This is a genomic window from Maribacter arcticus, assembly GCF_900167935.1.
GTDB lineage: Bacteria > Bacteroidota > Bacteroidia > Flavobacteriales > Flavobacteriaceae > Maribacter > Maribacter arcticus.
This window is the reverse complement of sequence record NZ_FUYL01000013.1, coordinates 1-25,202: the sequence shown is the minus strand read 5'-3', so window position 1 is coordinate 25,202 and position 25,202 is coordinate 1. Positions and strand designations below refer to the sequence as shown.

Below are 25,202 nucleotides of genomic sequence, written 5' to 3'. Positions count from 1 at the left end.
CAATCAACTACGGATAAATCAACTATGAACAAATCAAACAAGGATAAAGGATTAAAACGTGTAGTTGATGTATTTGGCTTGTCACTTAACATTGTAAATATAACCGTTGGCGCAGGTATTTTTGCACTGCCTGCAATTGTTGGTATTGAACTGGGTGCATTTAGTGTGTATGCATATCTATTTTGTGGTATTATGATGGCTGCCATAATGCTTTGTTATGCCGAAATTGGCTCACGCATTACCAATACAGGAGGCAGTTATGCTTATGTATCGGCAGCATTTGGAGATTTCGCGGGGTTTATCGTAAGCTGGCTAGCTATTTTTGGATGGAGTATTTTAGGCAGTGCTGCATTAATGAATATTATTGCCGATTCCCTTGCAGTAATTTCACCAGCTTTCTCAAATCCGTGGATACGGGGTATTTTCTTTTTTGTACTACTCAGCTTTTTGGTCATCACCAATATTCGTGGTGCAAAGCAGGGTGTTACTTTTATAAAGTGGATAACCATCATAAAATTATTGCCCTTATTTGGTATTATCATTTTCGGATTCACGCTGATTAATACCGAAAACCTCCATTGGGAACATTTACCCTCAATTAAAACTTTTGGCAATACTGCCCTAATATTATTTTTTGCTTTTGCCGGCTTTGAAACGGCACTAGGTGCAAGCGGGGAAATTAAAAACCCTCAACGAACGATTCCGTGGGGTATATTAATTGGAGGTGGTTCGGTGATTATCATTTACTTGCTCCTACAAATAGTAACTCAAGGTGTTTTAGGACCACGAATGCTATCGGTTAAAGATGCACCATTAGCAGCGGTTGCACAAAGCATTGTTGGTATAGTAGGAAGTACAATACTATTAGTTGCTGCCGCAATTTCTAGTTTTGGCACAGTTAGCACCGACGTCTTAAATACACCGCGTGTATTATTTGCTGGTGCTAATGATGGTTTGTTTCCGAAATTTCTGGGTGAAATACATTCAAAATATGCCACACCCTATTGGTCTATAATCTGCTTTTCCGGACTAATTTTTATTTTTTCTATTTCTGGTGGTTTTCGACAGTTGGCCATATTAGCAAGTGCCGCCATATTACTTATTTACCTGTTGGTTATTATTGCCACTATTAAACTGAGAAGTAAAAAACAAGAAACAACTAAAAAGACATTTAAAGTGCCAGGTGGCTTGATTATTCCTAGTATTGGCATTGTTTCTATTCTCTGGTTGCTTACCAGTTTAAGTACATGGGAAATAGTATCAACTATTATCTTTATTGCGGTTATATGTGTTGTCTATTTTACTATGAAGTGGTTGAAGAAACGAACTAAAACCTTGAAAAAATTAGAATAAAATACCCATACAACCATAGCTATTAAAACCAACCAATACCCAAATGATAAAATTATTTCGGAAAATTAGACTAAAGATGTGGGTCGAGAATAAACCTGCTTCCCTGGCAGGCAGGTTGAGTCTTTATTTTCTAAATTAGGCTCCTTAAAAACCTATTTTCTTTACAGGATTAGATAAAAAAGTACAGTACGAATGAATTTTAGCATTAGGGAGGCAACACAAGCAGATTTAATTCAAATCGCGAACTATTTTACAAGCAAACCCAATGAATATTGGTTAAACATGGGCGTTGACCCAAATAAATTACCAGATAAAATTAAATTGCTACATATACTTCAAGAGGAATTTGATAAGCCTATTGAGGATAAACAACTTTTTTATATTATTTGGATCGTTGACGGTACCGCTGTGGGCCATTCAAATATAAACAAGATTAAGTACGGCCAAGAAGCAGAAATACATTTACATTTATGGGATCACGAAAACACGAAAAAAGGTGTGGGTATACCCATGTTAAAACTTTCCATAAAAAGATACTTTGAGCTTTTCAAGTTGTCCAAATTGTTTTGTGAGCCATATGCCAAAAATATTGCGCCAAATGTAATTATTCCCAAGCTCGGCTTTGAATTTATGCATGCTGTAAGACCAAATCCTGTAGGTTGGATTCATTTAGATGTTGAGCTGAATAGCTATGTACTGACTAAAGAAAAATTCAATTCATTAAAAGAATTTTATAGTAGTTCGAATTAAACCAAAATTCAATAATTATAAAGTGAAATATATAACAAAGACGGTTTGGATTTTATCATTGGTTAGTTTGTTTACAGACACCGCCAGCGAAATGTTATATCCAATCATGCCGATTTACTTAAAATCAATTGGTTTTTCTATTGTACTAATTGGCATACTTGAAGGAGTGGCAGAAGCTACAGCAGGTTTAAGCAAAGGGTATTTCGGTAAACGCTCAGACCATTCAGGAAAAAGAGTTCCATTCGTGCAAATTGGCTATGCTTTTAGTGCAATTTCAAAACCAATGATGGCAATTTTTATTTATCCACTTTGGATTTTCTTTGCTCGAACTATTGACCGTTTCGGAAAAGGAATTAGAACAGGAGCAAGAGACGCCATACTTTCAGACGAAGCAACCACAGCAACAAAAGGTAAAGTTTTTGGCTTTCATCGTTCCATGGATACGTTGGGTGCAGTAATAGGGCCTTCTTTAGCGTTGCTCTATTTATATTATAATCCAGAGAACTACAAAACACTTTTTTTTATTGCCTTTATACCTGGCATGCTTGCCGTATTGGCCTCTTTTTTATTGAAAGAGAAAAGCGGTGATGACCATAAACCAAAAGTTGCTACTCCGTTTTTTTCGTTTCTTACCTATTGGAAAACAAGTCCAATAGCATACAAAAAATTAGTCATAGGGCTTCTTGCTTTTACACTTTTCAATAGTTCTGACGTTTTTCTACTTTTAAAAGCAAAACAATCGGGCCTTGATGACACTATGGTCATCGGAGTTTATATTTTTTACAATCTCATTTATGCTTTGTTTGCTTTTCCAATTGGCATCATTGCCGACAAAATCGGATTGAAAAAGGTATTTGTAATTGGCCTTGTCTTATTTTCAGTGGTCTATTTTGGTATGTCAGCGAACACAAATCTGTTTATGTTTTTCGTGCTGTTCTTTCTTTACGGCATCTATGCGTCGGCAACAGAAGGTATTTCAAAAGCGTGGATTTCAAATATAACAGACAAAAAAGATACTGCAACAGCAATTGGAACATTTTCAGGATTTCAGAGCATTTGCACCATGTTAGCTAGCTCATTAGCTGGCCTAATATGGTTTCAGTTTGGTGCGACAATGACTTTTTTAGTTTCTGCATTAGCAACACTACTTGTTATTTTATACATCTTAACAATTCCTAAACCTGAAACTGTGAGAAATGAAGCATAATGTTCGTTATCTTACAGTGGTTCATGTAAAACACACTCCCCCTACACTTTAGCGTATTTAGCTAAAAAATATACATACTACTAACTATATTCCTTGATATTGGGGGCTATACGTATGTATTACTTTACACTATTGTTGTAGTGAATTAAAAACCGAATTATGAAGTACAATTATTTTAAAGTTGACATCGATAATAAAATCGCACAGGTTGCATTCAATAGACCAGAAAAATCAAATGCGCTTCACATGGAAGCATGGATAGAAATGCAAAATATTTTTGATACGCTTTCTACTACTAATGAAGTTAGGGTTATTGTGCTTAAAGGTGAAGGAAAGCATTTTTGCGCTGGAATTGATTTGGAGTTATTAATGTCTGTTGCCAAACTTCAAGAAATTTCCTGTTCTGGAAGGCGAAGTGAAAAGATTAGAGGTTTGGTAAAAACATTGCAAAAGGCAATCAGTGCCATCGAAAATTGTTCTAAACCAGTACTTGCTGCCATTCATCAAGGATGTATTGGTGGCGGTGTAGATATTGTTTCTGCTTGCGATATGCGTTACTGTAGCGAAGATGCCTATTTTACTATTAAGGAAATTGACTTAGGAATGGTAGCTGATATCGGAACCTTGCAACGTCTTCCAAAAATAATATCACCAGGTATGGCAGCCGAAATGGCATATACTGGAAGGCAAGTATTTGGAAATGAAGCGAAAATTATTGGACTTGTAAATCAATGTTATGCTTCGAGAGAGGCATTAATGGAAGGCATTATGGAAAAAGCCACAACCATTGCTTCTAAATCTCCATTGTCTATTCGAGGAACTAAGGAAGTATTGCTATATACGAGAGACCATTCTGTTGATGATGCGCTTAACTATATGTCTACTTGGAATGCCGCCATGCTCATTTCAGAAGATCTTACAGAAGCATTCAAAGCCACAATGGAAAAGCGTGCACCTCGGTATAAAGATTAATAGAACGTCATTTCTTGATTTAGTTAATTTATTGATCTCTATAAAAACTCGCCACAACAACGTTGGGCAACATTTTAAAAAATTAAAAATATGGAAAAATTAAATTTAGCAGATGCGAAACAAATCGGTACAGACCTTGGCATTGACTGGAATGAAATCAACCTTGAAGAATTCACAATGGGTTTAAATGTTGAATTTGAGCATGGAACAAGATATCCTGAAACCAATGTTACAAACAATGACAAAAGCTTGACAGGAAAGATTGCTTGGGCGCATCTTAAAGAATTCCCAGACTACTATACAAGATTAGAAAAGATGGAGAAGGAAGCTGATGCGTATTGGAAATCTAAAAAATAAGACAAAAACGATTGCCCAAAACCGTATATACTCTATCGCTAGTTCTAACATATAATCACTACGAGTGAATTTACGAGGTACAAGTAAATTAGTATCGAGAACTTGTTTATCACCATCTCCCACAACACCTAAAAATACCCTCACCAATTTCGTGATAAAAAAATAGGCGCTGAACTTAACCTCAACGGTGTCGTTAATAGTGAAGCCATTTTAGTATAAGTTATTGATTTTAAGATAGTATTGGTAAAGTTCAAGTATTAAAGCTGTATACTATGAATGAACAATTAAAACAACAAACATGGGAATAATTAATGATAGAAAGAAATTCAAAAGAACAAAAGAACAAACTAATCCAACAAATCCGACTGGCAATATCAACCAACTAAACAAAGAGTATAACATTGATAAGCCAACCATAAAAAAACAACAAAACGAAAAATAATAATTGCTAAAAAAAGAGAAATAACAATCTCTTTGACAAAACATAAAAGGGATTAAAAATCATAGAAAATGGAATCTCAAAATGACCTTAATGAAAATATCCGATTGACAACCCTAAAAATTCAAGAGGAACATCCAGAACTGGTCAAATACATAAATGAAATACCAAGAAACTTCCCGTTAAAAACGGAAAAAGAAGTAAATAACAAAGCACTAAAAGCGTATTTAGATTCTCTAAATAATATTTTAGAAACCTATTCAAATAAGCATTAAAAAACGACACATATGACAATACAAATAAATACAGATAAAAACCTAAACGGCGAACAAAGAAGTGCCGATTTTTTTTCTTCCCAAATTGCAGAGGCATTACAAAGGTTCGACGCTCATATTACTAGAGTAGAGGTTCATTTGAAAGATGAGAATGGAAGCAAAGACGGCTTTAATGATATCTCGTGTCTTCTAGAAGCTAGATTAGAGGGCCGAAATCCCATTGCTATTACTAATCAAGCAGACACTATGGAAAGTGCTGTAAAAGGTGCTATTGATAAAATAAAAACCGCTATAGAAAGTATTCTTGGGAAAATTCAAAACCACTAAAACTTAACACCCTATAAAATGAAGTGCTAGTGCAAGCTTACGTATGAAAATCTTTTAAGATTTTCATTTTACCGCCTACCTGCAAAACCTAAATGCCCGCCGTGGAAGAGCGTATCGAGAAGCATACGTGTACCAAAGGTTCTCGATACGCTTTTTTCTTTCGTTTCACTTCAAGAAAAAAATACGCTAACAGACAATGCGTTTTACATTCAGCTCTTGTTAACCTTTTCAATTTAAGTACTATTGTCACTTCGAGAAAATTTACGAAGTACAAGAAAATTTGTATCGAGAAGCTAACGTGTTCCAAACCTGTTCTCGATACATTTTCTTGCAGAAAACACTCGAACTGGCCATACGTTCTTTGTTCAACTCTTGTTAGCCTTTTGTTTAAAGTCAGGTTGTCAATTCGAATGTTTTTTAGATAAGCGAAGCGGTTCTAAAAAATGTATCGAGAACTCGTATGTCACCATCTCCCACAACACCTGAACACCCTCTCCAATTTCTTAACTTAAGAATTAGTTTTTTCTAACAACTTTATTGTAAGCCATAATACACTGAACCTCAAACTTCTTTATCTTGCAGTAGACTAAGAAAAGTATACTCCCCCTACCACTTTAGCCTTGTTAATTTTAAAATAGATATAAGTACGATTACCTATACTCCTTGCTATTGGGTAAAATACGTACTTGTTACTATATACAATTGTTAGCGGCAATAAATCGAACAAATTATGAGTAAAAATTCAAGATTTCTCATTTTATCAATGTTTTTAATGTCTATCCTAATTGTGAGTTGTCAATTCAATCAAGATAAAACACAAATAAGTGATAAAACTACATCCAAAACAATACATCCCGAATCAAATGAAGACGAAGATATCACAGCTGTACTAGAGAAAATATTGATAGCTGTTGGAAACAAAAACGCACGAGAACTAGGTGATTTGGCCACAAATAACGCTACCATAGGATTGACCTATTTACAAGATGGCGCTTGGATGAATAAAGAGCTAACTATTAAAGAGTATTTGCGCAAAATAGTAGAAAATAAGAATCCAAAACCTATTGCAGAAATAGCCGAAGGATTTGATATCTATGTTTCTGAAGACCGCTTGGCGATGGTAAAAGCAGAGACCTTTGTTTCTCAATTTGGCGTCCCAAAAAGTAGAGAAGTAAACAACCTGTTAATGATCAAAGAAAAAGACGATTGGAAACTTCAGAGCATAGCATGGACGGTTCATCCATTGCCGGAAGAAGAAAGAAAATTTAATCTGAATCTATTTGCACACACCTATGCCCAGGTCTGGGGCAGTAAGCGACCAGAGTTTGTTGCTATGTTTTTTGAAGAAGGTGGAGCGTTACAAGTAAATGACGGAGATCCTGCTCTAGGGAGAAATGCTATTTCGGATGTCGCCCAAAGTTTTATGACACAATTCCCTGACATGAATGTGAGTTTTGATAGCTTGGTACATAAGACCAATGGAGTAGAATTTCACTGGACTTTGACGGGAACAGATGCAGACCCTAACGGAAAAGGTCATAAAGTGAATATCAATGGATATGAAACTTGGACCATGAGTGAAGGAAATTTGATCAAAGATTCAAAGGGTCACTTCTCATCCGATGAATACAAAAGACAACTTGAATTTGGATCTACCAATTAAAAACTGCCGCTAACAATGTATGAAAATAATAGCCGATACAGTAGTAAATTCAGAGGTTGTAGCCCGATTCAACTTTATCAAAATTTAAAGATTTGAGTTCCACAGTTGGCTACTATTCTTATACTAACCGTTTTGGGTAATTCAAAAATGATATACTTAAAAATAGTAAAAAGAGCATTATATATTCAGAAACCATTAAAAAAATGGAGTGTTACTGAAATACCAAATGAGTAAATAAATTTAAAACAAACTATTATGGAAAAAGGTATGATTAAAGTAAGCGTTTTGTATCCTAACGGAGAAGGCAAAAATTTTGATATGGATTATTATTGTAACCAACATGTACGAATGGTTGGTGAATTATTAGGGGATTCTGTAAAGGCTGCAACCGTTGAAAAAGGACTTGGTGGAGGTGAACCTGGGTCAACCGCGGCTTATGCAGCAATGGGAAATTTATATTTTGCTTCCATGGATTCATTTCAGAGTTCATTTGGTCCGAATGCGGAAAAAATCATGGGAGATCTTCCTAATTTCACAAATATTGAACCTGTTGTTCAAATCAGTGAAGTAATGATTTGAAAAAGTTAGAAAAAAACAACCCACAACAATGTATAAGTGGCATTAAAACGACCACTTATATAAACCGTTGTGATTCACCCGATAGCTATTGGGACTAACCGCTAACCAATGATAAAATTCTTTAGAAAAATTAGACAAAGATTACTAACTGAAAACAAGTTCAGTAAATATTTCCTATATGCCATAGGAGAGATTGTACTTGTTGTTATTGGGATTTTGATAGCGCTTCAGATTAATAATTGGAACGAAAACCAAAAAGAAATAAAACTAGAGCAGGGCGTTCTAAAAAATCTAGCACAAGAAAACAAAGCAAATCAAGCTAGTATAAAACAGCTTATCCATACGGTTTCTAATTGTTATGAGGCCAATTATTCATTAATGGAACTATTTGCTAAAGACGACTTATTTTTGAGTACACAAAATATCGATAGCCTAATTTTTAATAGTTTAGAATTTGATAGATATAGCCCATCAGAGAATGTATTGCAAGAACTCTTATCATCTGGCAAACTAGATATTATTCAAAGTGATTCTTTAAAGAATACCCTATTTGACTGGACCCGTGTATTAAACGTAGCCGAAGAACGCTACTTAGACTGTAATCGAAAACTGGTCAGCGACCTTACACCATACTTGACCCAAAACTATGTTTTCAAAGATTTAGACCAATATGGAAATTTAAATTGGAAAGAACCCAGTAAATTCAAAAAGAACAAACAAGCTATTTTTGATGATTTGGTTTACGAAAATTTAATCGATGATTTTATGTATCGAATAGATAGATACTTAATAGAGCTAAAGAAACTCGAAACCATTATTAAACAAGTTGAATCACATACCAATGATTAAATTGTTTAGAAAAATTAGACAAAGATTACTAACTGAAAACAAGTTCAGTAAATATTTCCTATATGCCATAGGAGAGATTGTACTTGTTGTAATCGGAATTTTAATTGCTTTGCAGATTAATAATTGGAATGAGTGGAGCAAGGATCGAGTGAAAGAAAAGGAGGTTTTGGTAAACCTCGCGGAAAACTTTGAACTCAATATAGAAGCCCTTGAATCTGATATAGAAAGCCTTTTTAAGTTTAACACGTCATCTCGAATTGTTCTTAATGTTTTGGATCATCAACAACCCTTTGCTGATAGTCTGGCTAAACACTTTCACATGGCGCGAGTACCAAAAACGATTTTGAGCCTGTCCCAATCCGGGTATGAGCAATACAAGAACATGGGTTACGGCATCATTATAGACAAACCCACAAGTAGGGAGGTCGTTGATTTTTTTGAATCCACATTGCCGATATGGTTTACCGAATATACCCAGGTAAATGCTCCGTATGTGCCGTTTATTGATCATCATGTACCGTTATTCATCTATAAACGTGAGAGCTTGGTGCCTATTAACATGGATCAACTTTATAAGGACGATTACTACTTGGGTTGGATGAGGGCGTATATGGAAGGAAGGAATACCCTGATTGAGATAGAGAGCGAATTTATCAAGGAGAACCAAAGAGTTCTTCAACTCATTAAAGATGAATTAGATGATTAACGAAAGGCTCACAAAGTATTTTTTTATACCAATTAAAGACTATTGCAACTGACCCTCAATTAGTCTCACTGAATATCTAACCAACCAATCATTCCTATATGCTCTCATTACTCAAATGCTTAAATGCAACCGCTGAAAAAAGATATACATCAGCCTTATTAAAGACAATAGCTATACTGGCTATTCTTGTTTCAACATCTTGTGCTAATAATGAAACTGAAGCTATAGAAAAGAATTATTCTCTATTGGGTATAGGGCATGGCCTTCATGCGGCAACGCTTATGGTTAACGATTTAAATCGCACGCGAGATTTTTATGCTGATACCCTCGGGTTTAAAATGGCTGAAACCGCGAAGTTTGAAAAAGGTTTTTTTGATGGAACTTTAGTTACTAGCATCAACTTTCCAGATGCTTCAAAATTAGATTTTCTTTCTGTTGAAGATTCTTTAATTACAGATGCCCCGCCTGCTTTTATCACGTCATTCTTGGCTAATCATGAAGGTATACAGAAGTATTACTTATCCAGCTCTTCTGTCGACACTACCGCTTTATGGCTGAATGAGAAAGGATTTAAAATGGATTCTATTCAAGCGTACCGTACGTCAACCGAGCCGGTTAAAGGATGGTCAAGAGATGATGGCGGATTACAAGAACGTAGTTTAGATTTTCAAAATGCAAATGCTACCTACCTACCCCAGTTTTTAGAAGACGCCACTATCGATTATGAAAGAATGCATAAGGACTGGAAGACCTATTATGCCTATTTCAGAAGTTATACTAACCACCCAAATGGTGTTGTAGGCATCAATGCTATTCAGGTAGCCGTAAAGGATCTCGATACTGCCCGCAAGGATATTGAAAACATGGGGCTTATGGCCTCAAACCCTAATACATCAGAAAAAACAGCCCGTTTCAAAATAAAAGGACATCAAGAATTGGTGCTAAGCACCCCTCAAGCCAGTAATGATGATATGTCAAAGTTTATAGCAGAACGTGAATCTGGAGTATATGCCATACGTTTCGATGTGAAAAATATTGATTCTACCTACCATTATCTAAATCAGCGTTTACCCGCAGAGGCGCTTTTACGCGATACCCTAGTACATACAATCACAGTACCTCGTCAATTTGCTTATGGCGTTCAAATAGAGTTTATAAATGAACCAAAAGAACAGGCGCTACTGGCAGATCAATATAAAATAGGCGCTAAACTAGATAGTACCGCTAGCAGTAATGCTGCGGGAATGTATCAAAAATATTGCGCCTTATGTCATGGTAAAAATAGAGAAGGCTACGCGGCAGATAATGCACCATCGCTTCGCTCTCATTCATTAATGGCAACTTCGTGGACCACTAATTTTCAAAGATATACAGTGCATTACGGTAGAGAGGGCACAGCCATGGGAGGGTATTTAAATACACAAGGTGGCCCCTTAGAATACATTGAAATTGAACTATTATTGCAATGGCTATATGACCAAAGCGGCGTAGAAGAACCTATTGAACTCTCAAGAGAACCTGTTACCGGCGATGTTGCTGTGGGCGCTGAGATCTATGCAAATACGTGTGCTGTCTGTCATGGTGCAGATGGCGAAGGTGTCTCGGCACCTGCCCTAGGCAATTCTATGTTTTTAGCCACAGCAACAGATGAATTCTTAAAATATGCCATTAAAGAGGGGCGAGATGGTACACCAATGATAGCCTTCAAAGACTCTCTTATTGATGATGAAATTAATGGGCTGACAGCCTTTTTAAGAACGCGTGCCTCAGGTTGGAATATACCAAGTACGGACACCATTAGTGTACCAACGCCCGATAAATACATATTGAATCCTACCAAAAAAGCACCAAAATTTAATTTACGAAAAGGACTTTATGTTCCTGCAAAAGAAGTGTATCAGGCGCTGCAAGACAGTGCTCGAATGATAATTTTAGATGCACGATCAGAAGTGGCCTGGCGACAAACCCACATTCCAGGATCAGTACCTGTACCATATTACGAAGAGCCAGAAGCATTTGTAGACGACCTGCCTAATGATGGCACTTGGATCGTTGCGTATTGCGCTTGTCCGCATGCAGCTTCGGGCCGTGTGGTGAGTACGTTGAGAAGATTAGGATATAAAAACACCGCCATCATAGATGAAGGCATATTGGTTTGGGGGCAATTAGGCTATCCGGTTAATTATGGGCAGTAAGGGTTCGCAAGTAACGAGCAACAAACAACACAAAGCTAATTTTAAAGAAAACCCATGGCTATTACCCATCAAGCAGACACTATAGATCGTGCTGTAAAAGGAGCCATTGATACAATAAAAACCGCTATCTAAAACCACTCGAACTGACCATACGTTTTTGTTAGCCCATTTCTTATTGCTATGCTGTCACTTCGAGTGAATTTACGAAGTATGAGAAAATTTGTATCGAGAAGCATGCGTGTACCAAACGGTTCTCGATACAATTTTAGATCTTCGTTGCTCTCAGCCTAAAACCACTCGAACTGACCATACGGTTTTGTTAGCCCATTTCTTATTGCTATGCTGTCACTTCGAGTGAATTTACGAAGTATGAGAAAATTTGTATCGAGAACTCGTGTGTCACCAACTCCCACTGCACCTAAAACCCCCTCTCCATTTTCCTAACTAAAAGAGTGTTCGTTCAATTTTAGAACATCCGTAAGTCGCTGTACAACAAACTTATGTATATTGCAGTAGACCAAGCAAAGAATACTCCCCCTACCACTTTAGCCTTGTTAATTTTAACAATTGATTTAAGTACGATTACCTATACTCCTTACTATTGGGGAATATACGTACTTGTTACTATACACAATTGTTACCAGCAAGCAAGACAATCCTTATATAGAAATGAAAAAAATAATTATAACATTAATCTTAAATATTCTTGTTAGCACAATTTATTGTCAGACAAATGACTCTACCTCAATAAAATTGACTCAAGAACTTGAAAAAATATACGCAAGAGAATATATTAATGGATTCTCTGTGGCTATTGTAAATCAAGATGGTGTTCTATATGAAAAAGGGTTTGGGTACTCTAATATTAAAGCAAACAAGAAATACACTAATAATACAATTCAAAACATTGCTTCCATTTCCAAAACTTTTATTGGCATTGCATTACTTAAAGCTCAGGAACTTGGAAAACTTAACTTAGAAGACCCTATAAACAAATACTTACCATTCGATGTAAGTAATCCACATTTCCCTAATGAACAAATTACAATACGACAATTGGCAACTCACACATCTAGTATTAAAGATCCTTCTAGATATGAGAAGAATGGATATATTTTAAAAGAAGCAGAGAATAAGGAAGCTAAAGTAAATAGAAATTTTCGTTCACCTAGTGAAAAAATGGTTCTGGATGAATTTTTAAAGAATATTCTAAGTCAAGATGAAAAATGGTACAAGAAAAATAATTTTTTAAAGATAAAACCCGGAGCAATATTTGAGTATTCAAATGTTGCCGCAGGATTAGCCGCCTTAATAATAGAAAAAGCTACAAATCAATCATTCAACAAATTCACCAATGAATATATTCTTAAACCTTTAGAAATGTTTGATACTGGTTGGTCTTTTACTGAAGTAGATTTTTCAAAACATTCTAAACTATATCTAAACAATGAAACTGAATTAGCTTTTTATCAATTGGCTAATTATCCTGATGGCGGTTTAATTACATCATCTACTGATTTAGGGAAATACTTAATTGAACTAATTGCTGGCTATAGTAGTAATGGAAAAATCCTAACTAACGAAAGCTATAAAAAGTTGTTTAAACCGTATTTGACAGATAAAAATTTTAAAGAAAGAAATGAAAGTGTCTATAATGATGAATATAATATGGGTGTTTTTATGGGAATCTCTGCCAAAGGACAAATAGGCCATACAGGAGGAGACCCAGGAGTTGCAACACATATGTTTTTCAATTCTGAAACTAAAATCGGAAAACTTTTGATTGTGAATACCGACCTTAAAAAAGAAGGAATAAAGGAATTTATAGACATTTGGAAAAAATTAGAAGAATATGAAACTAAATTATAAGCCAGCTGGTAACAATGGCTATAATTAATACGGGTTTTGTGCTTAACCCAAAGTTTAGTGCTTTTAACCAAGTTCGCCAAATTTTTTAATTTGACAAATTCCAAAAAACAAAATAATTAGTAAATTTAAAAATTCGGCTTGTGTATCATCCGAAAAGTTAACGCATATTTTCAGCGCTAATTTTCTTATACATAAACGTTGTGCGTCCTATGAGAAAAACTCAAAATGAATAAAATAATAAACTTGATTTACCTGATATTCATATTAACTCTGAACTTTTCTTGCGTTGAAAATAAATCAACCGAAAAAGAGATTAACAAACCTGAATTTATACGTAATTCAAACACCGACACCCTAAAATTTACTTCAGGAATTCGCTCTATCATTCAAGATAGCAAAGGAAATTATTGGTTTGGAAGTCTTCAAGAAGGAGTTGCAGTTTATAACGGCAAGTCATTCATTTACTTTACTAATAATGACGGGCTGACTGACAACCAAATCCACACCATACAAGAAGACAAAGAAGACGTTATTTGGTTTAATACTCAAAAGGGAGTGAGCAGTTACGATGGAACAAGTATAAAGAATCACACCAAAACAAACATAGAAACTTCACAAAATATTTTCCCAATTCAGAGTAATGAACCTTTGCAAGGTGAATGGATGAAATCGGAGAATGACCTTTGGTTTGAGGCTGGAATTAAAGAAGGGGTCTTTAGATATGATGGTCAAAAATTAAATTATTTAGCCTTCCCTTCCCATAAAGTCCTTAACCTTTATGATAATTTATTTGCTGTGACCAGTATTTCAAAAGGAAAAAACAATATGATTTGGTTTGGAACTTATGCAGGTATTTTTGGCTATAATGGAAGTGATTTTACAATCATCAATGATGAAACCTTACGATTAGATAGAAATACCGAACCTCTACATATAAGAAGCCTTCTCGAAGACTCTAATGGCAGACTTTGGATTGGTAATAATGGAATTGGCGTATTACTAAAAGAAGGTGATTCAATAATCAATTTTTCTAAAAAGAATAACTTAATACATCCTGCAAGTTCAGGAAAGGGAGATAAATCGCAACCAGGTACACTTGAACACGTTTTCACAATCGCAGAAGATAGTCAAGGAAATATTTGGTTTGGAGATAGAGATGCTGGAGTTTGGAAATATGATGGTAAAACCATGTTTAATTATACAGAGAAAGATGGACTAACAAATGATTTCGCTCAATCAATTTATGAAGATAAAAATGGCGAATTGTGGTTTGGAATGGCAGATGGAAATATATTCAAGTTTAATGGCAAATCATTTGACAAACAATTTTAAAAACAACAATACGAACGCACAACAATATATATAAAAAATAGATGAAATATTAGTAAAATCAAGGCTTTGGGCTCGTTTCAGAATTTGTGTTTAACCGCAAGTTTAGTCCTTGAAAATCGCCTACTTTTCATATACTAAACGGTAGTAGTAATGCAAAAAAAATAACAGATAGTTAATAACCAGTCACAAAATAAAAAACCAACTAAATCATGAAAAAATACACTTTATTGCTCTTAGCATTATTCGGAATAGTCCTAAGTACTCAAGCTCAGGAAGACAAATATCTATGGCTAGAAGAAGTTGATGGACAAAAAGCATTGGAGTTTGTAAATGCTCAAAACAAAACTACTATTGCAGAATTGAGTGCCGAAAAAGAGTATCAAAATATTTATGATAAAAGTTTAGCCATATATAATTCCGACGAGAGAATTGCATATCCATCTATTCGAGGAAACTATGTATACAATTTCTGGAAAGATAAAGACCATGTAAGAGGTATTTGGAGAAGAAGTACTGTAGATGACTACAGAAAGGGAAATCCAAATTGGGAAACACTACTTGATATAGATAAACTTTCAGAAGAAGATGACATTAAATGGGTGTACAAAGGAAGCAGCGGGCTATATCCAAATTACAATCGTTTTTTAATTGATCTATCCAAAGGTGGCGGTGATGCAGTAGTTGTTAAAGAGTTCGATGTAACTACAAAGCAATTTATAGAAAATGGATTTTTAATAGAAGAATCAAAGGGGTCTGCCAGTTATATAGATGAAAATACGCTGATTGTTACTTCCGATTTTGGAGAGGGCACCATGACTACTTCGGGGTATCCTAGACAAGTAAAATTATGGAAACGAGGAACTTCTTTAAACGATGCACAGCTAATTTACGAAGGGGAAACTTCCGATGTGGGTGCTTGGGGTGGTGTTTTACTTGATGGTTCAGAAACATTTACATTAATTTCAAGAGCTTTAACGACATTTTCTAGCGAAAACTTGGTTTGGATGAATAATGAAATCATCAAATTAGACATTCCTGATGATGCTAGTTTAACGGGAGTTTTGAATAATCAACTGATTGTTCAATTGAAATCAGATTGGACTGTACAAACCAACACCTACAATACCGGTACACTTTTAAGCCTCAATTTTAGAGAGTTATTAAAAGGAAATAAGGAAATTCAAGTCATCATAGAACCCGATGAATTTTCTAGTATTTCTCAAGTTTCCACAACCAAAAATAAACTACTTATTGGTCTCTTGACCAATGTAATTAGTGAATTACATACGTATTCGTTTAGCAAGGGAACATGGAGCAGTGAAAAAGTGAATGCACCAGATTTTGGAAGAATTTCCATTGTTGGCACCGACGACTTATCAGATCAGTATTTTTTTGATTTTCAAAACTTTATTACGCCATCTACCTTGTATTCAGCTGATGCAGGTGACAACACGTTCAAAGCCCACAAATCATTACCAGCATTTTTTGATGCGAGTAGATATGAAGTAACCCAATACAAAGCGAAATCAAAAGATGGCACCATGGTACCGTATTTTATGGTAGCTGCAAAAGACATAAAAAATGATGGAACCAACCCAACCTTAGTATATGCGTATGGAGGCTTTGAAATTTCCTCACAGCCATTTTACGCGGCAACATTTGGGGTGTCTTGGCTAGATAAAGGCGGCGTTTTTGTATTGGCAAATATCCGTGGTGGTGGTGAGTATGGCCCTAAATGGCATCAAGATGGAATAAAGGAAAAACGACAAAATGTTTTTGACGATTTATATGCCGTATCTGAAGATCTAATTACCAAAAAAGTAACCACACCAAGGCATTTAGGTATTATGGGAGGAAGTAATGGCGGTTTGTTGGTAGGGGTGGCTTTTACACAACGACCAGATTTATACAATGCGGTAGTTTCTCAAGTGCCATTGTTAGACATGCAACGCTATAACAAACTTTTGGCGGGTGCTAGCTGGATGGGCGAATTCGGTGATCCTGATATCCCTGAAGAATGGGAATACATTAAAAAATATTCACCCTATCATAATCTTAAAAAAGGAATGGACTATCCAGAAGTATACTTTGGCACTTCTACTCTTGATGATAGAGTTCATCCTGGCCATGCGCGAAAAATGGTTGCTAAAATGAATGACATGGGTTATAAAACTTATTATTATGAAAATACCGAAGGAGGTCATGCAGGCTCTTCTACAAATGAGCAAAGTGCAAAATCGGGCGCTTTGACGTTTTCTTATTTGTTGATGAAGTTGAAGTAATATAAATAGTACTGACTGTATTAATCCAATCTATAAACTACTGCTAACAATGTGTAAAAAATAATAGCAGTTTAATCCCTTAAATGAACTTAAGGAAATATAAAAAAGGTTGGTTTTTAACTGAAAAGTTTGTGGGTAAAATTCTGATGCTATGCTTACACTAAACGTTAGCCTTCATTAAAAACAAAATAAATCATATGATTCCATTCTTTAGAAAAATACGTAAGAAAATGGCAGATGATAACAGACCATTAAAATACATGAGATATGCCATTGGAGAAATTATTCTTGTGGTTATTGGAATTTTAATTGCACTGCAAATCAATAATTGGAATCAGGAGCGTATTCAGGCAACAGAACTCGATGGGCTTAAGAAAAGTATTTCCAGTGCTATTCAATCTGATATCAGATATTTAAAATTAATCCGAACGGGAAGAGAAAATATTGGCATTCGGGCAGATTCTATTTTCAAGACCTATTTTGATTCTCAAAAAGAAGTATTAGTTTTTAATGATTACGCTTTTATAGCCAATACCTTTGGTGAGTTAAATAATATCATTTATTACCAACCCAACCTTAGTGCTTTCGACGCGTTAAAAAATTCAATTTATCTAAGTAAACTTCAAGGTACAGATATTGAATTGTTACTTAATTCGTTTTATTCGTCAGCCGAACGTTTACACCAACAGGAGGAAGATTATAATCAGACATTGAAAACTGATTTTCAAACATGGTCCTATAAATTCAGAAATGAAGACGGTACACTTTTTAAGAGACCCTGGGAATATATGGAATCAGGTGATATTAAAGAGCAGTTTTTAGATGTTTTAAACGATGACTATACGATAGCACTATTTGCTAAAAGCTTTGAAGAATTAGATATGGTTGATTTATACGATCAGCAAATTATTCTTGGAGAAAAATACATTGAAATGGTCGAAAAAGGAGAGGTGAATTTTGATGAACAGACCAAAATAGATTTTAGTGGTACTTTCTATTCCTATGCAGAAGTTGATGTCTTAAATCTTTTAGTCAATGGCAAAATACCTTCAGATTTTGGAGTAATATATGCACAATCAAGTAGCAAGTTTTTTGATAGTATAACATTCGAGAATGACGCTATGATTTTGACCTATCCTGAAAATACGTTTGACTGGGGCTCCCCTTATTTTACTATTAACGCATTGAATAATCGCGTAACTGAAATGGATTTTACAAAATACAAAAAGGTAATCCTTGAAATGAAGGGGGCCATTGGTGGTGAGCAGTTCGCTTTAGCGATAAAAGATAAGTATGATCTTCCTGATGGCACAGAATCAAGAGTTGATATTACATTAAGCAATGTCTGGGAAAACTATGAAGTGCCTTTGGAGAAATTTGAAACGGCAGATAAGAAAATCATAAAAACACCGCTCGCCTTTGTTTTTTTAGGCGGTGAAGGAAAAACTATTTATGTCAGATCAATTCAATTTAATTAAGAAAAAAGGAATTGAAAAAATAAATAAATAACGAAAGGCTAGCACCGTGTAAAAATAATTGCTTGGTTCTTGCCTACTCAAAAAATCCTGCAGATTTTCCTCTGGTTCGTTCCATTTTTAGTAAGTTAGTTGCTTTCACACGCGAGTATTCTTACACATAAACGTTAGCCTTCATTATGCCTAAAAAGAATGAATGATTTGCATTTGAAATAAATTTTAAAAAACAATAATAATCCATAAGTATCAACAGATGAAAAACGTAAAAAAGTCCTTAAACATCTTTAAAATTCTCGTGTTTATTTGTTTTTTCTTTTTTAATTTTAATGGAGAAGCACAAGTAAATTGGACCAACGATGGGCGTTCTTATTATAAATTAGAAAAAAACCAATTGCTCACCTATACCCTACCCAACCACGATACAAAAACAGTCATAACCAAAGAGCAACTTACTCCAGCAGATACATCAGAACCTTTAAATGTTGACCATTTTTCATTTTCTTCAGACCAACAAAAAGTGCTATTATTTACCAATACTAAAAAAGTTTGGAGACTCAATACCAAAGGAGATTATTGGGTATTTAACTTTAAAACAAATACGCTAAGGCAAATTGGTAAAAGCCTTCCTCCATCATCTCTCATGTTTGCAAAGTTTTCTCCTGACGGAAATACCATAGCGTATGTTTCTAATAACAATATATATGCGGAAGAGGATGCAAGTGGCAACATTAAGCCCTTAACGACCAATGGTACCGTTTCCTTAATAAATGGAACTTTTGATTGGGCTTACGAGGAGGAATTTGCTTGTAGAGATGGATTTCGTTGGAGCCCAGATAGCAAGTCTATTGCCTATTGGCAAATCGATGCAAGCGATATCAAGAAGTTTTATATGATCAACAATACTGACTCTATTTATTCTCAATTAGTACCCTTAGAATACCCAAAAGTAGGTGAAACTCCATCTGCTTGTAAAGTGGGCGTTGTAACTATTTCCGATGCCAAAACAACTTGGATGGATGTTCCTGGAGATGTTTCACAAAATTATTTGGTAAGAATGGAATTTATTCCAAGTACCAACAACCTTTTAATACAACAATTAAACAGAAAACAAAACCAAAGCAAATTATACATTGCAGAGGCGTTAAAAGGAACCACAAAAAGTATTTATGAAGAATCAGATGAAGCTTGGGTAGATTTATTTCAACTAGGTAATTCTTATGCAATTGATTATACCAATAATTTTAATTTTTTAAATGAAAACAAAAGCATTCTTTGGGCTTCTGAAAAAGATGGATGGAGGCACTTATACCAAGTTTCCTTAGAAGGAAAGCCAGAGGTACTCATTACCAAAGGTGAATACGATGTGATCGATTTGAAGCACATTAATTCTAAAGAAGGTTTTGTGTATTATCTAGCTTCTCCAGATAATGCCACGCAAAAATATTTATATAAAACGAAATTAAATGGAAAAGGGAAAAACGAGTTGCTAAGTCCAGAAAGTTTAAAAGGAAGCCATGATTATTCTTTTTCTTCAAACGGTACGTATGCAGAACATACCTTTTCAAATCATTTTACCCCCTATTCTAAAGAGTTTATTAGCGTTGCCAATCACAAAGCTTTAACCGAAGAAGAAAGTATTCTTAAAAACATTAAAAGGCTAGAAGAAAAACCAACAACAGAGTTCTTTACCATCACCACTTCAGACAATATTGAAATGGACGGATGGATGGTAAAACCAACAAATTTTGATCCAAATAAAAAATACCCAGTAGTGTTTTATGTGTATTCTGAACCTGCCGGTACCACAGTAAAAGACACCTATAATGTGAGTAGAAATAGGAATTATAATGGGAATATGGCTGAAGATGGATATATATACATTTCGTTAGATAACAGAGGCACTCCTGCTCCAAAAGGACGCGCATGGAGAAAGTCAATTTACAGAAAAATTGGAGTGATTAATATTAACGATCAGGCTATGGCAGCCAAAGAAATATTGAAGTGGAATTTCGTGGATTCTGAACGGGTAGCAGTTTGGGGACATAGCGGAGGAGGATCTGCAACATTGAATTTGATGTTTCGATATCCTAATATCTACAAAACAGGAATTTCACTCGCTGCAGTTGCAAATCAACTAACCTACGATAACATTTATCAAGAGCGCTATATGGGCTTACCTCAAGAAAATATGGAAGACTTTATTGAAGGTTCTCCCGTTACCTATGCAAAAAATCTAGAAGGAAATTTACTTTATATACATGGAACTGGAGATGATAATGTCCATTATCAAAATGCAGAAATATTAGTTAATGAATTCATAAAATATAATAAGCAATTTCAATTTATGCCTTATCCTAACAGAACTCATGGAATTAGAGAAGGAGAAGGAACATATAAACATTTGTCAACCTTATACACAAATTACTTAAAACTGCATTGCCCTCCAGGAGGAAGATAAATTTTGGTTTTAAAAGTTATGCGCTTAGTTAAGAAAAAAAACTTTTGACAAATGACAGCTAAAAAATAGAAATTGAATTTTTAGACCATGTAGCAATTCGAGATGTAGTATGCCTATAATTAATACGGGTTTTGGTGTTTAACCCAAAGTTTAGAGCTTTAAACTAAGTCCGCCATCCCGATAATTATCGGGATGGGATTTGGCTTTAATAATGAAAAAATAAAACAAGACACTAAGATTTAACTTCGTGAGCAGACGTTAGCGACAAGCGGCCAAAAAACATCGTAACTATATGAAAATAATTGAACGATTACTATTCTTGATGTCTTGGACAATAATTATAGGCTTATCAGCTTATTTTTTTCTGGAAAATGTAGGTGTTTATTTTACTGGATATAGAAGTGATAGTTACATTAACAACCCGATTTGGGTAAGCGCCCACTTAATAGGCGGAACATTAGCGTTACTGACCGGACCAATACAATTCTCTAAATGGATTAGAAACAAATATTTGAACTTTCACAGACTAACAGGGAAAGTTTACATCATTGGAGCATTTATCGCAGGTTTATCGGCGATTAGGCTATCACTAATAAGTTCTTGCTTGCCGTGTAGAGTTTCACTCTTTATTTTAGCTGTTTTGGTCCTTTTTACTACTTTTTCAGCTTGGTGGTGCGTGAAAAATGGAAATATAAAAGCACATCAACAATTTATGGTTCGAAGTTATATCTGCATACTTTCATTTGTAGCTGTAAGAATTGGAGGGATTATTCCTTTGGACTTTTTATTTGGACAAATTGAAGACCCAACATTTGGCAGAACTGTAAATGAGTATTTCTTTTCATTTGTACCAATAATTTGTGGTGAAATATTTATGATTTGGATTCCAACATTAAAAAATATTAAAAGAAAAACAAATCGAAATAAAGCCGGTCGCTAACACCTTATAAAATGTATTTCACGTGCAAGCCAATTTTCGAAAATTCTAGCGGCCTCGATAGCTATCGCGATTCTATTTACTAAATTAGGAGCTTAAAAAGCGCAACAAACCTTATAAAAACACGCTATAGCTACTAGTAACTATATTCTTAAATATTTACAGATATAATTAACAGTTGCTATATCCTTTTGTTAGCCTTCATTAAAACAAAAAAACCAAGGATAAAATTCTTTAGAGGGCCGAACGTAAGCAAGGGTCTAGCAGACCTTTGATAGTGAGGAGCCAGCTGTTGCGAATGAATTAAAATATAAGAGCATGATTAAATTTTTTAGACGAATAAGGCAACGCTTGTTATCTGAAAACAAATTCACCAAATACCTACTTTATGTAATTGGAGAAATTGTTTTAGTTGTAATAGGAATTTTGATTGCTTTACAGATAAATAATGCAAATGAGATTCAAAAAACAGAACTAAGAAATACAAAGAACTTAAACTCATTGGTCGAGGAACTCAAGGCCAATAAATTGACCATCACTAAGAACCTGAATACGATTAGAAATCAAATTAGTAATTCACTTCACCATATCGATTCATTGAGCAATCCAGATTACGAAATAGCTGATTTAGAGACTTATTTTCTGCACTCGCAAAATGATCTTGGCCCAATATCTATTAATTCAGTTGCTACAACTTCATTAAGCGAATTGGTTTCATCTGGCGGGTACAGTGAAATCGCATCTGATTCGATAAAAGGAAGCGTTTCGGAATATCAAAGCCAAATAAATGATTTAGATAAAAGCATTTCTGCATTTCAAATCTATTGGAACAATATAGAGCTTCCTTATACAATAGACCATCATAGTCTTTTAGATATGTGGCTCAAAGAACAACATGTAGACTTAAAGAAAACAGAAAAGCAAATAGACCGTAAACTACCTGATTTCAAGAGAAACATCCGCTATTTCCCTGTTCAAATGGGTGCCTATAAAAATAATCGTGCCTATGCAAATATGTATGTTCTTCGGTTTTTTGAACTGAGTCGTATATTGGGGAGTATAGAAAACCTCGATAATTCGGTCGATAAGTTAACTGAAAAGATTAATGAAGTTCTTGAAGAATAATTACATAAAAAAACGAAAGGCTAACAAGGTATAAAATGTATAGCTTCCTACCGCCAGCTACGAAATCATACACAAACACGTTACCTTCAATTAAAAAAAACACTAAGTATACCTTATGAATGACATCACCGTAAACGTAGCACTAATTAGTATCTTGATTTGTCATTTAGTATTCATATCCATCGGGTATAAAATGGAAAAGACCACTCTTTTTATTTCTTATTTAAATGCGATTGTTGTGATGGGTATACTTATTTTTTGGGTCAACAAAAATCTGAATATACAACAGCATAACTTCGAATTTAGAGAATCATTTGCATTATGTCTAGAAGCAATTCTTTTGATATTCGCACTTTACTCCATCATAGGTTTTCATAATAATACCTATGTAAAAGTCATAAATTATATTGGCTTTGGCCTTCATTTATTGGCTACAATAGCCATGCTCATTTTTATGTTGGTATTCAAAATGAATAAGCTTTTTTAACAACAAAACTTACGCTGGTAGGCAAGTAAAAATAAAACAAGAAGAAATGGCTGCGGTAACAGATGAACGTTTAACCCAGCAAGTAACACCTTATAAAATGTATTGCAAGTGCAAGCCTACTTGCGAAAATTCTAGCGCTCTCGATAGTTAATGAGATTCTATTTCTTAAATTTAAGTGCTTAAAACAAGCAAAAAACCATATAAACACGCTATAGCTACTAGTAACTATATTCTTAAATATTTACAGATATAATTAACAGTTGCTATATTCTTTTGTTGCCACCAATTTGAGAAAACCGAAGTCTATGATAAAAAAAGTAATAGTTGGAATCATAGCAATCGGAATATTTGGTTGCAATTCTGACCAAAAGAAAAACAACTCGAATGAAACCTATACAGACATTAATATTGTAGGCGCAATGAAAAATGTTATGTGGAAAGGAGAATTAAGTGGAAGTATAAACCTTGATACTATTTCTAATAAAAAAGGACTTTATGGACTTGGACCAGAAAGTTATCTGACAGGAGAACTACTTATCAATAATGGACAAAGTTATGTTTCAAAAGTCACGTCTGACTCAACTATGACGGTTGAAAAAAGATTTGATGTCTCAGCACCTTTTTTAGTGTATGCCAACGTAACTGAATGGAATGAAATAGAATTAGCCTCAAGCATTAAGTATATTAAAGACATTGAAAGATTGGTAGATGAAAAGACGACTGATTTCAAAAGACCTTTTGCCTTCAAACTGACAGGGAAAATATCAAAAGCAATTATTCATATTCAAAATTTACCTCAAGGAAAAAAGGTTTCATCACCAAAAGAGGCTCACAAAGGACAAACCAATTACGAACTGAAAGATGAAGAAGCAACGATTATTGGTTTCTTCTCAACGGAACACAAAGGAGTTTTTACACATCACGACTCAAATATTCATTTACACTTAATAACTAAAGACGAAAGTAAAATGGGACACTTGGACGAGCTGGAAATTGAGAATATGAAATTGTATTTACCGAAAAAGTAAAAACTGCTGGCAACAATGGCTATAACAAATAGGGCATAAAGTGCTAAATTTAAATGCTTGGGCATATTTGCTAAGTCCGCCAAATCTTTTGGATTTGGCAATTAAAAAAATGAAAATAATCACAAAACAAAAAGCTTTGGCTACTAGCGCAGACGGAAACAAAAGGTTTCCTTGCCCGCCCTACTTGCCATAGCCGCAACGTTATCTGCAAGCTTGACCCGTCCTGAAATATGTATACAAAACACTTCAAGTATATGTATAAAAATGATGGATATGTAAGACGTTATAGCGAGAGCTTTAAACTAAAGGTCTTAGCAGAACTTACCAAAGGAAACCATTCCAAAAGACAAATTGCATTAACTTACGGGATACAATCCAGTACTATAAACGTATGGATCAAAAAGTATGATCGTAAAGATTTAATGAACACCCGTGTAACAGTGCAAACAGACGACGAACTTTCCCGTATCAAAGCCCTGCAAAAAGAGCTTAAACAACTTAAGGACCTTCTTATCAAAAAGGACTTGGACAAACTGG

Annotated in this window: 23 protein-coding genes; all 23 read left to right on the top strand. The window is 34.7% G+C overall.

All coding sequences use genetic code 11. From position 1 onward, the window contains the following. Positions 1-24 precede the first annotated feature (24 nt). On the top strand, positions 25-1,353 hold the full coding sequence (locus B5X55_RS17445; protein WP_079514298.1) for an APC family permease: 1,329 nt from the start codon (positions 25-27) through the stop codon (positions 1,351-1,353). Positions 1,354-1,545: 192 nt separating this feature from the next. Further along, positions 1,546-2,103, top strand: a complete 558-nt coding sequence (locus B5X55_RS17440; protein WP_079514296.1) for a GNAT family N-acetyltransferase — start codon at positions 1,546-1,548, stop codon at positions 2,101-2,103. A 22-nt stretch (positions 2,104-2,125) separates the two neighbouring features. Next, entirely contained in the window at positions 2,126-3,310 is a 1,185-nt protein-coding gene (locus tag B5X55_RS17435) for an MFS transporter (RefSeq protein WP_079514294.1), read from the top strand. Positions 3,311-3,469: 159 nt separating this feature from the next. Then, positions 3,470-4,282, top strand: coding sequence for a crotonase/enoyl-CoA hydratase family protein (locus B5X55_RS17430; protein WP_079514292.1), 813 nt, complete (start codon positions 3,470-3,472; stop codon positions 4,280-4,282). Between the two features lie 90 nt (positions 4,283-4,372). Beyond that, on the top strand, positions 4,373-4,639 hold the full coding sequence (locus B5X55_RS17425; protein WP_079514290.1) for a DUF5661 family protein: 267 nt from the start codon (positions 4,373-4,375) through the stop codon (positions 4,637-4,639). A gap of 298 nt (positions 4,640-4,937) precedes the next feature. After that, positions 4,938-5,081 (top strand): hypothetical protein, encoded by a 144-nt coding sequence (locus B5X55_RS18905; RefSeq protein ID WP_200811634.1) that lies wholly within the window; start codon positions 4,938-4,940, stop codon positions 5,079-5,081. Between the two features lie 68 nt (positions 5,082-5,149). Beyond that, on the top strand, positions 5,150-5,353 hold the full coding sequence (locus B5X55_RS17420) for a hypothetical protein (protein WP_079514288.1): 204 nt from the start codon (positions 5,150-5,152) through the stop codon (positions 5,351-5,353). 12 nt (positions 5,354-5,365) lie between these two features. After that, complete coding sequence (locus B5X55_RS17415; RefSeq protein WP_079514286.1) at positions 5,366-5,680, top strand: HPF/RaiA family ribosome-associated protein; 315 nt, start codon at positions 5,366-5,368, stop codon at positions 5,678-5,680. A gap of 730 nt (positions 5,681-6,410) precedes the next feature. Then, positions 6,411-7,343: a nuclear transport factor 2 family protein gene (locus B5X55_RS17410; protein ID WP_079514284.1), complete on the top strand. Its 933-nt coding sequence runs from the start codon at positions 6,411-6,413 to the stop codon at positions 7,341-7,343. A gap of 255 nt (positions 7,344-7,598) precedes the next feature. Continuing rightward, positions 7,599-7,922 (top strand): EthD family reductase, encoded by a 324-nt coding sequence (locus B5X55_RS17405; RefSeq protein ID WP_234999787.1) that lies wholly within the window; start codon positions 7,599-7,601, stop codon positions 7,920-7,922. A 108-nt stretch (positions 7,923-8,030) separates the two neighbouring features. Continuing rightward, positions 8,031-8,771 carry a DUF6090 family protein gene (locus B5X55_RS17400; protein WP_079514282.1) on the top strand — a complete coding sequence of 247 codons (741 nt, stop codon included), beginning with the start codon at positions 8,031-8,033 and terminating at the stop codon, positions 8,769-8,771. Further along, positions 8,764-9,477: a DUF6090 family protein gene (locus tag B5X55_RS17395; protein ID WP_079514280.1), complete on the top strand. Its 714-nt coding sequence runs from the start codon at positions 8,764-8,766 to the stop codon at positions 9,475-9,477. The genes B5X55_RS17400 and B5X55_RS17395 overlap by 8 nt, the downstream gene beginning before the upstream one ends. Positions 9,478-9,575: 98 nt before the next feature. After that, positions 9,576-11,672, top strand: a complete 2,097-nt coding sequence (locus B5X55_RS17390; protein ID WP_079514278.1) for a c-type cytochrome — start codon at positions 9,576-9,578, stop codon at positions 11,670-11,672. A 669-nt stretch (positions 11,673-12,341) separates the two neighbouring features. Further along, a complete protein-coding gene (locus B5X55_RS17380) occupies positions 12,342-13,541 on the top strand; it encodes a serine hydrolase domain-containing protein (RefSeq protein ID WP_079514274.1) in 1,200 nt (399 codons plus the stop codon). Positions 13,542-13,766: 225 nt separating this feature from the next. Next, on the top strand, positions 13,767-14,873 hold the full coding sequence (locus B5X55_RS17375) for a ligand-binding sensor domain-containing protein (protein WP_079514272.1): 1,107 nt from the start codon (positions 13,767-13,769) through the stop codon (positions 14,871-14,873). A gap of 209 nt (positions 14,874-15,082) precedes the next feature. Then, the gene (locus B5X55_RS17370) at positions 15,083-17,155 is read left to right on the top strand and encodes a prolyl oligopeptidase family serine peptidase (protein ID WP_079514270.1); all 2,073 of its coding nucleotides are present in this window, start codon (positions 15,083-15,085) and stop codon (positions 17,153-17,155) included. A 197-nt stretch (positions 17,156-17,352) separates the two neighbouring features. After that, a complete protein-coding gene (locus B5X55_RS17365; protein ID WP_143814536.1) occupies positions 17,353-18,633 on the top strand; it encodes a hypothetical protein in 1,281 nt (426 codons plus the stop codon). Positions 18,634-18,883: 250 nt separating this feature from the next. Next, positions 18,884-21,088, top strand: a complete 2,205-nt coding sequence (locus B5X55_RS17360) for a S9 family peptidase (RefSeq protein WP_079514266.1) — start codon at positions 18,884-18,886, stop codon at positions 21,086-21,088. A gap of 292 nt (positions 21,089-21,380) precedes the next feature. Beyond that, positions 21,381-22,028, top strand: a complete 648-nt coding sequence (locus B5X55_RS17355) for a DUF2306 domain-containing protein (protein ID WP_079514264.1) — start codon at positions 21,381-21,383, stop codon at positions 22,026-22,028. Positions 22,029-22,343: 315 nt separating this feature from the next. Continuing rightward, positions 22,344-23,150 carry a DUF6090 family protein gene (locus B5X55_RS17350; RefSeq protein ID WP_143814535.1) on the top strand — a complete coding sequence of 269 codons (807 nt, stop codon included), beginning with the start codon at positions 22,344-22,346 and terminating at the stop codon, positions 23,148-23,150. Positions 23,151-23,343: 193 nt separating this feature from the next. After that, entirely contained in the window at positions 23,344-23,637 is a 294-nt protein-coding gene (locus B5X55_RS17345; protein WP_079514260.1) for a hypothetical protein, read from the top strand. Between the two features lie 305 nt (positions 23,638-23,942). Next, positions 23,943-24,665: an acetolactate decarboxylase gene (locus B5X55_RS17340; protein ID WP_234999786.1), complete on the top strand. Its 723-nt coding sequence runs from the start codon at positions 23,943-23,945 to the stop codon at positions 24,663-24,665. 254 nt (positions 24,666-24,919) lie between these two features. After that, a partial coding sequence (locus B5X55_RS17335; protein WP_079514258.1) for a transposase occupies positions 24,920-25,202 on the top strand: 283 nt, incomplete at its 3' end.

Excerpts from the sequence above, each read along its gene's own strand:
- B5X55_RS17445 (WP_079514298.1), top strand. The coding sequence starts at position 25 with ATGAACAAATCAAACAAGGATAAAGGATTAAAACGTGTAGTTGATGTA.
- B5X55_RS17440 (WP_079514296.1), top strand. The coding sequence starts at position 1,546 with ATGAATTTTAGCATTAGGGAGGCAACACAAGCAGATTTAATTCAAATC.
- B5X55_RS17430 (WP_079514292.1), top strand. The coding sequence starts at position 3,470 with ATGAAGTACAATTATTTTAAAGTTGACATCGATAATAAAATCGCACAG.
- B5X55_RS17425 (WP_079514290.1), top strand. The coding sequence starts at position 4,373 with ATGGAAAAATTAAATTTAGCAGATGCGAAACAAATCGGTACAGACCTT.
- B5X55_RS18905 (WP_200811634.1), top strand. The coding sequence starts at position 4,938 with ATGGGAATAATTAATGATAGAAAGAAATTCAAAAGAACAAAAGAACAA.
- B5X55_RS17420 (WP_079514288.1), top strand. The coding sequence starts at position 5,150 with ATGGAATCTCAAAATGACCTTAATGAAAATATCCGATTGACAACCCTA.
- B5X55_RS17415 (WP_079514286.1), top strand. The coding sequence starts at position 5,366 with ATGACAATACAAATAAATACAGATAAAAACCTAAACGGCGAACAAAGA.
- B5X55_RS17410 (WP_079514284.1), top strand. The coding sequence starts at position 6,411 with ATGAGTAAAAATTCAAGATTTCTCATTTTATCAATGTTTTTAATGTCT.
- B5X55_RS17405 (WP_234999787.1), top strand. The coding sequence starts at position 7,599 with ATGGAAAAAGGTATGATTAAAGTAAGCGTTTTGTATCCTAACGGAGAA.
- B5X55_RS17400 (WP_079514282.1), top strand. The coding sequence starts at position 8,031 with ATGATAAAATTCTTTAGAAAAATTAGACAAAGATTACTAACTGAAAAC.
- B5X55_RS17395 (WP_079514280.1), top strand. The coding sequence starts at position 8,764 with ATGATTAAATTGTTTAGAAAAATTAGACAAAGATTACTAACTGAAAAC.
- B5X55_RS17390 (WP_079514278.1), top strand. The coding sequence starts at position 9,576 with ATGCTCTCATTACTCAAATGCTTAAATGCAACCGCTGAAAAAAGATAT.
- B5X55_RS17380 (WP_079514274.1), top strand. The coding sequence starts at position 12,342 with ATGAAAAAAATAATTATAACATTAATCTTAAATATTCTTGTTAGCACA.
- B5X55_RS17375 (WP_079514272.1), top strand. The coding sequence starts at position 13,767 with ATGAATAAAATAATAAACTTGATTTACCTGATATTCATATTAACTCTG.
- B5X55_RS17370 (WP_079514270.1), top strand. The coding sequence starts at position 15,083 with ATGAAAAAATACACTTTATTGCTCTTAGCATTATTCGGAATAGTCCTA.
- B5X55_RS17365 (WP_143814536.1), top strand. The coding sequence starts at position 17,353 with ATGATTCCATTCTTTAGAAAAATACGTAAGAAAATGGCAGATGATAAC.
- B5X55_RS17360 (WP_079514266.1), top strand. The coding sequence starts at position 18,884 with ATGAAAAACGTAAAAAAGTCCTTAAACATCTTTAAAATTCTCGTGTTT.
- B5X55_RS17355 (WP_079514264.1), top strand. The coding sequence starts at position 21,381 with ATGAAAATAATTGAACGATTACTATTCTTGATGTCTTGGACAATAATT.
- B5X55_RS17350 (WP_143814535.1), top strand. The coding sequence starts at position 22,344 with ATGATTAAATTTTTTAGACGAATAAGGCAACGCTTGTTATCTGAAAAC.
- B5X55_RS17345 (WP_079514260.1), top strand. The coding sequence starts at position 23,344 with ATGGAAAAGACCACTCTTTTTATTTCTTATTTAAATGCGATTGTTGTG.
- B5X55_RS17340 (WP_234999786.1), top strand. The coding sequence starts at position 23,943 with ATGATAAAAAAAGTAATAGTTGGAATCATAGCAATCGGAATATTTGGT.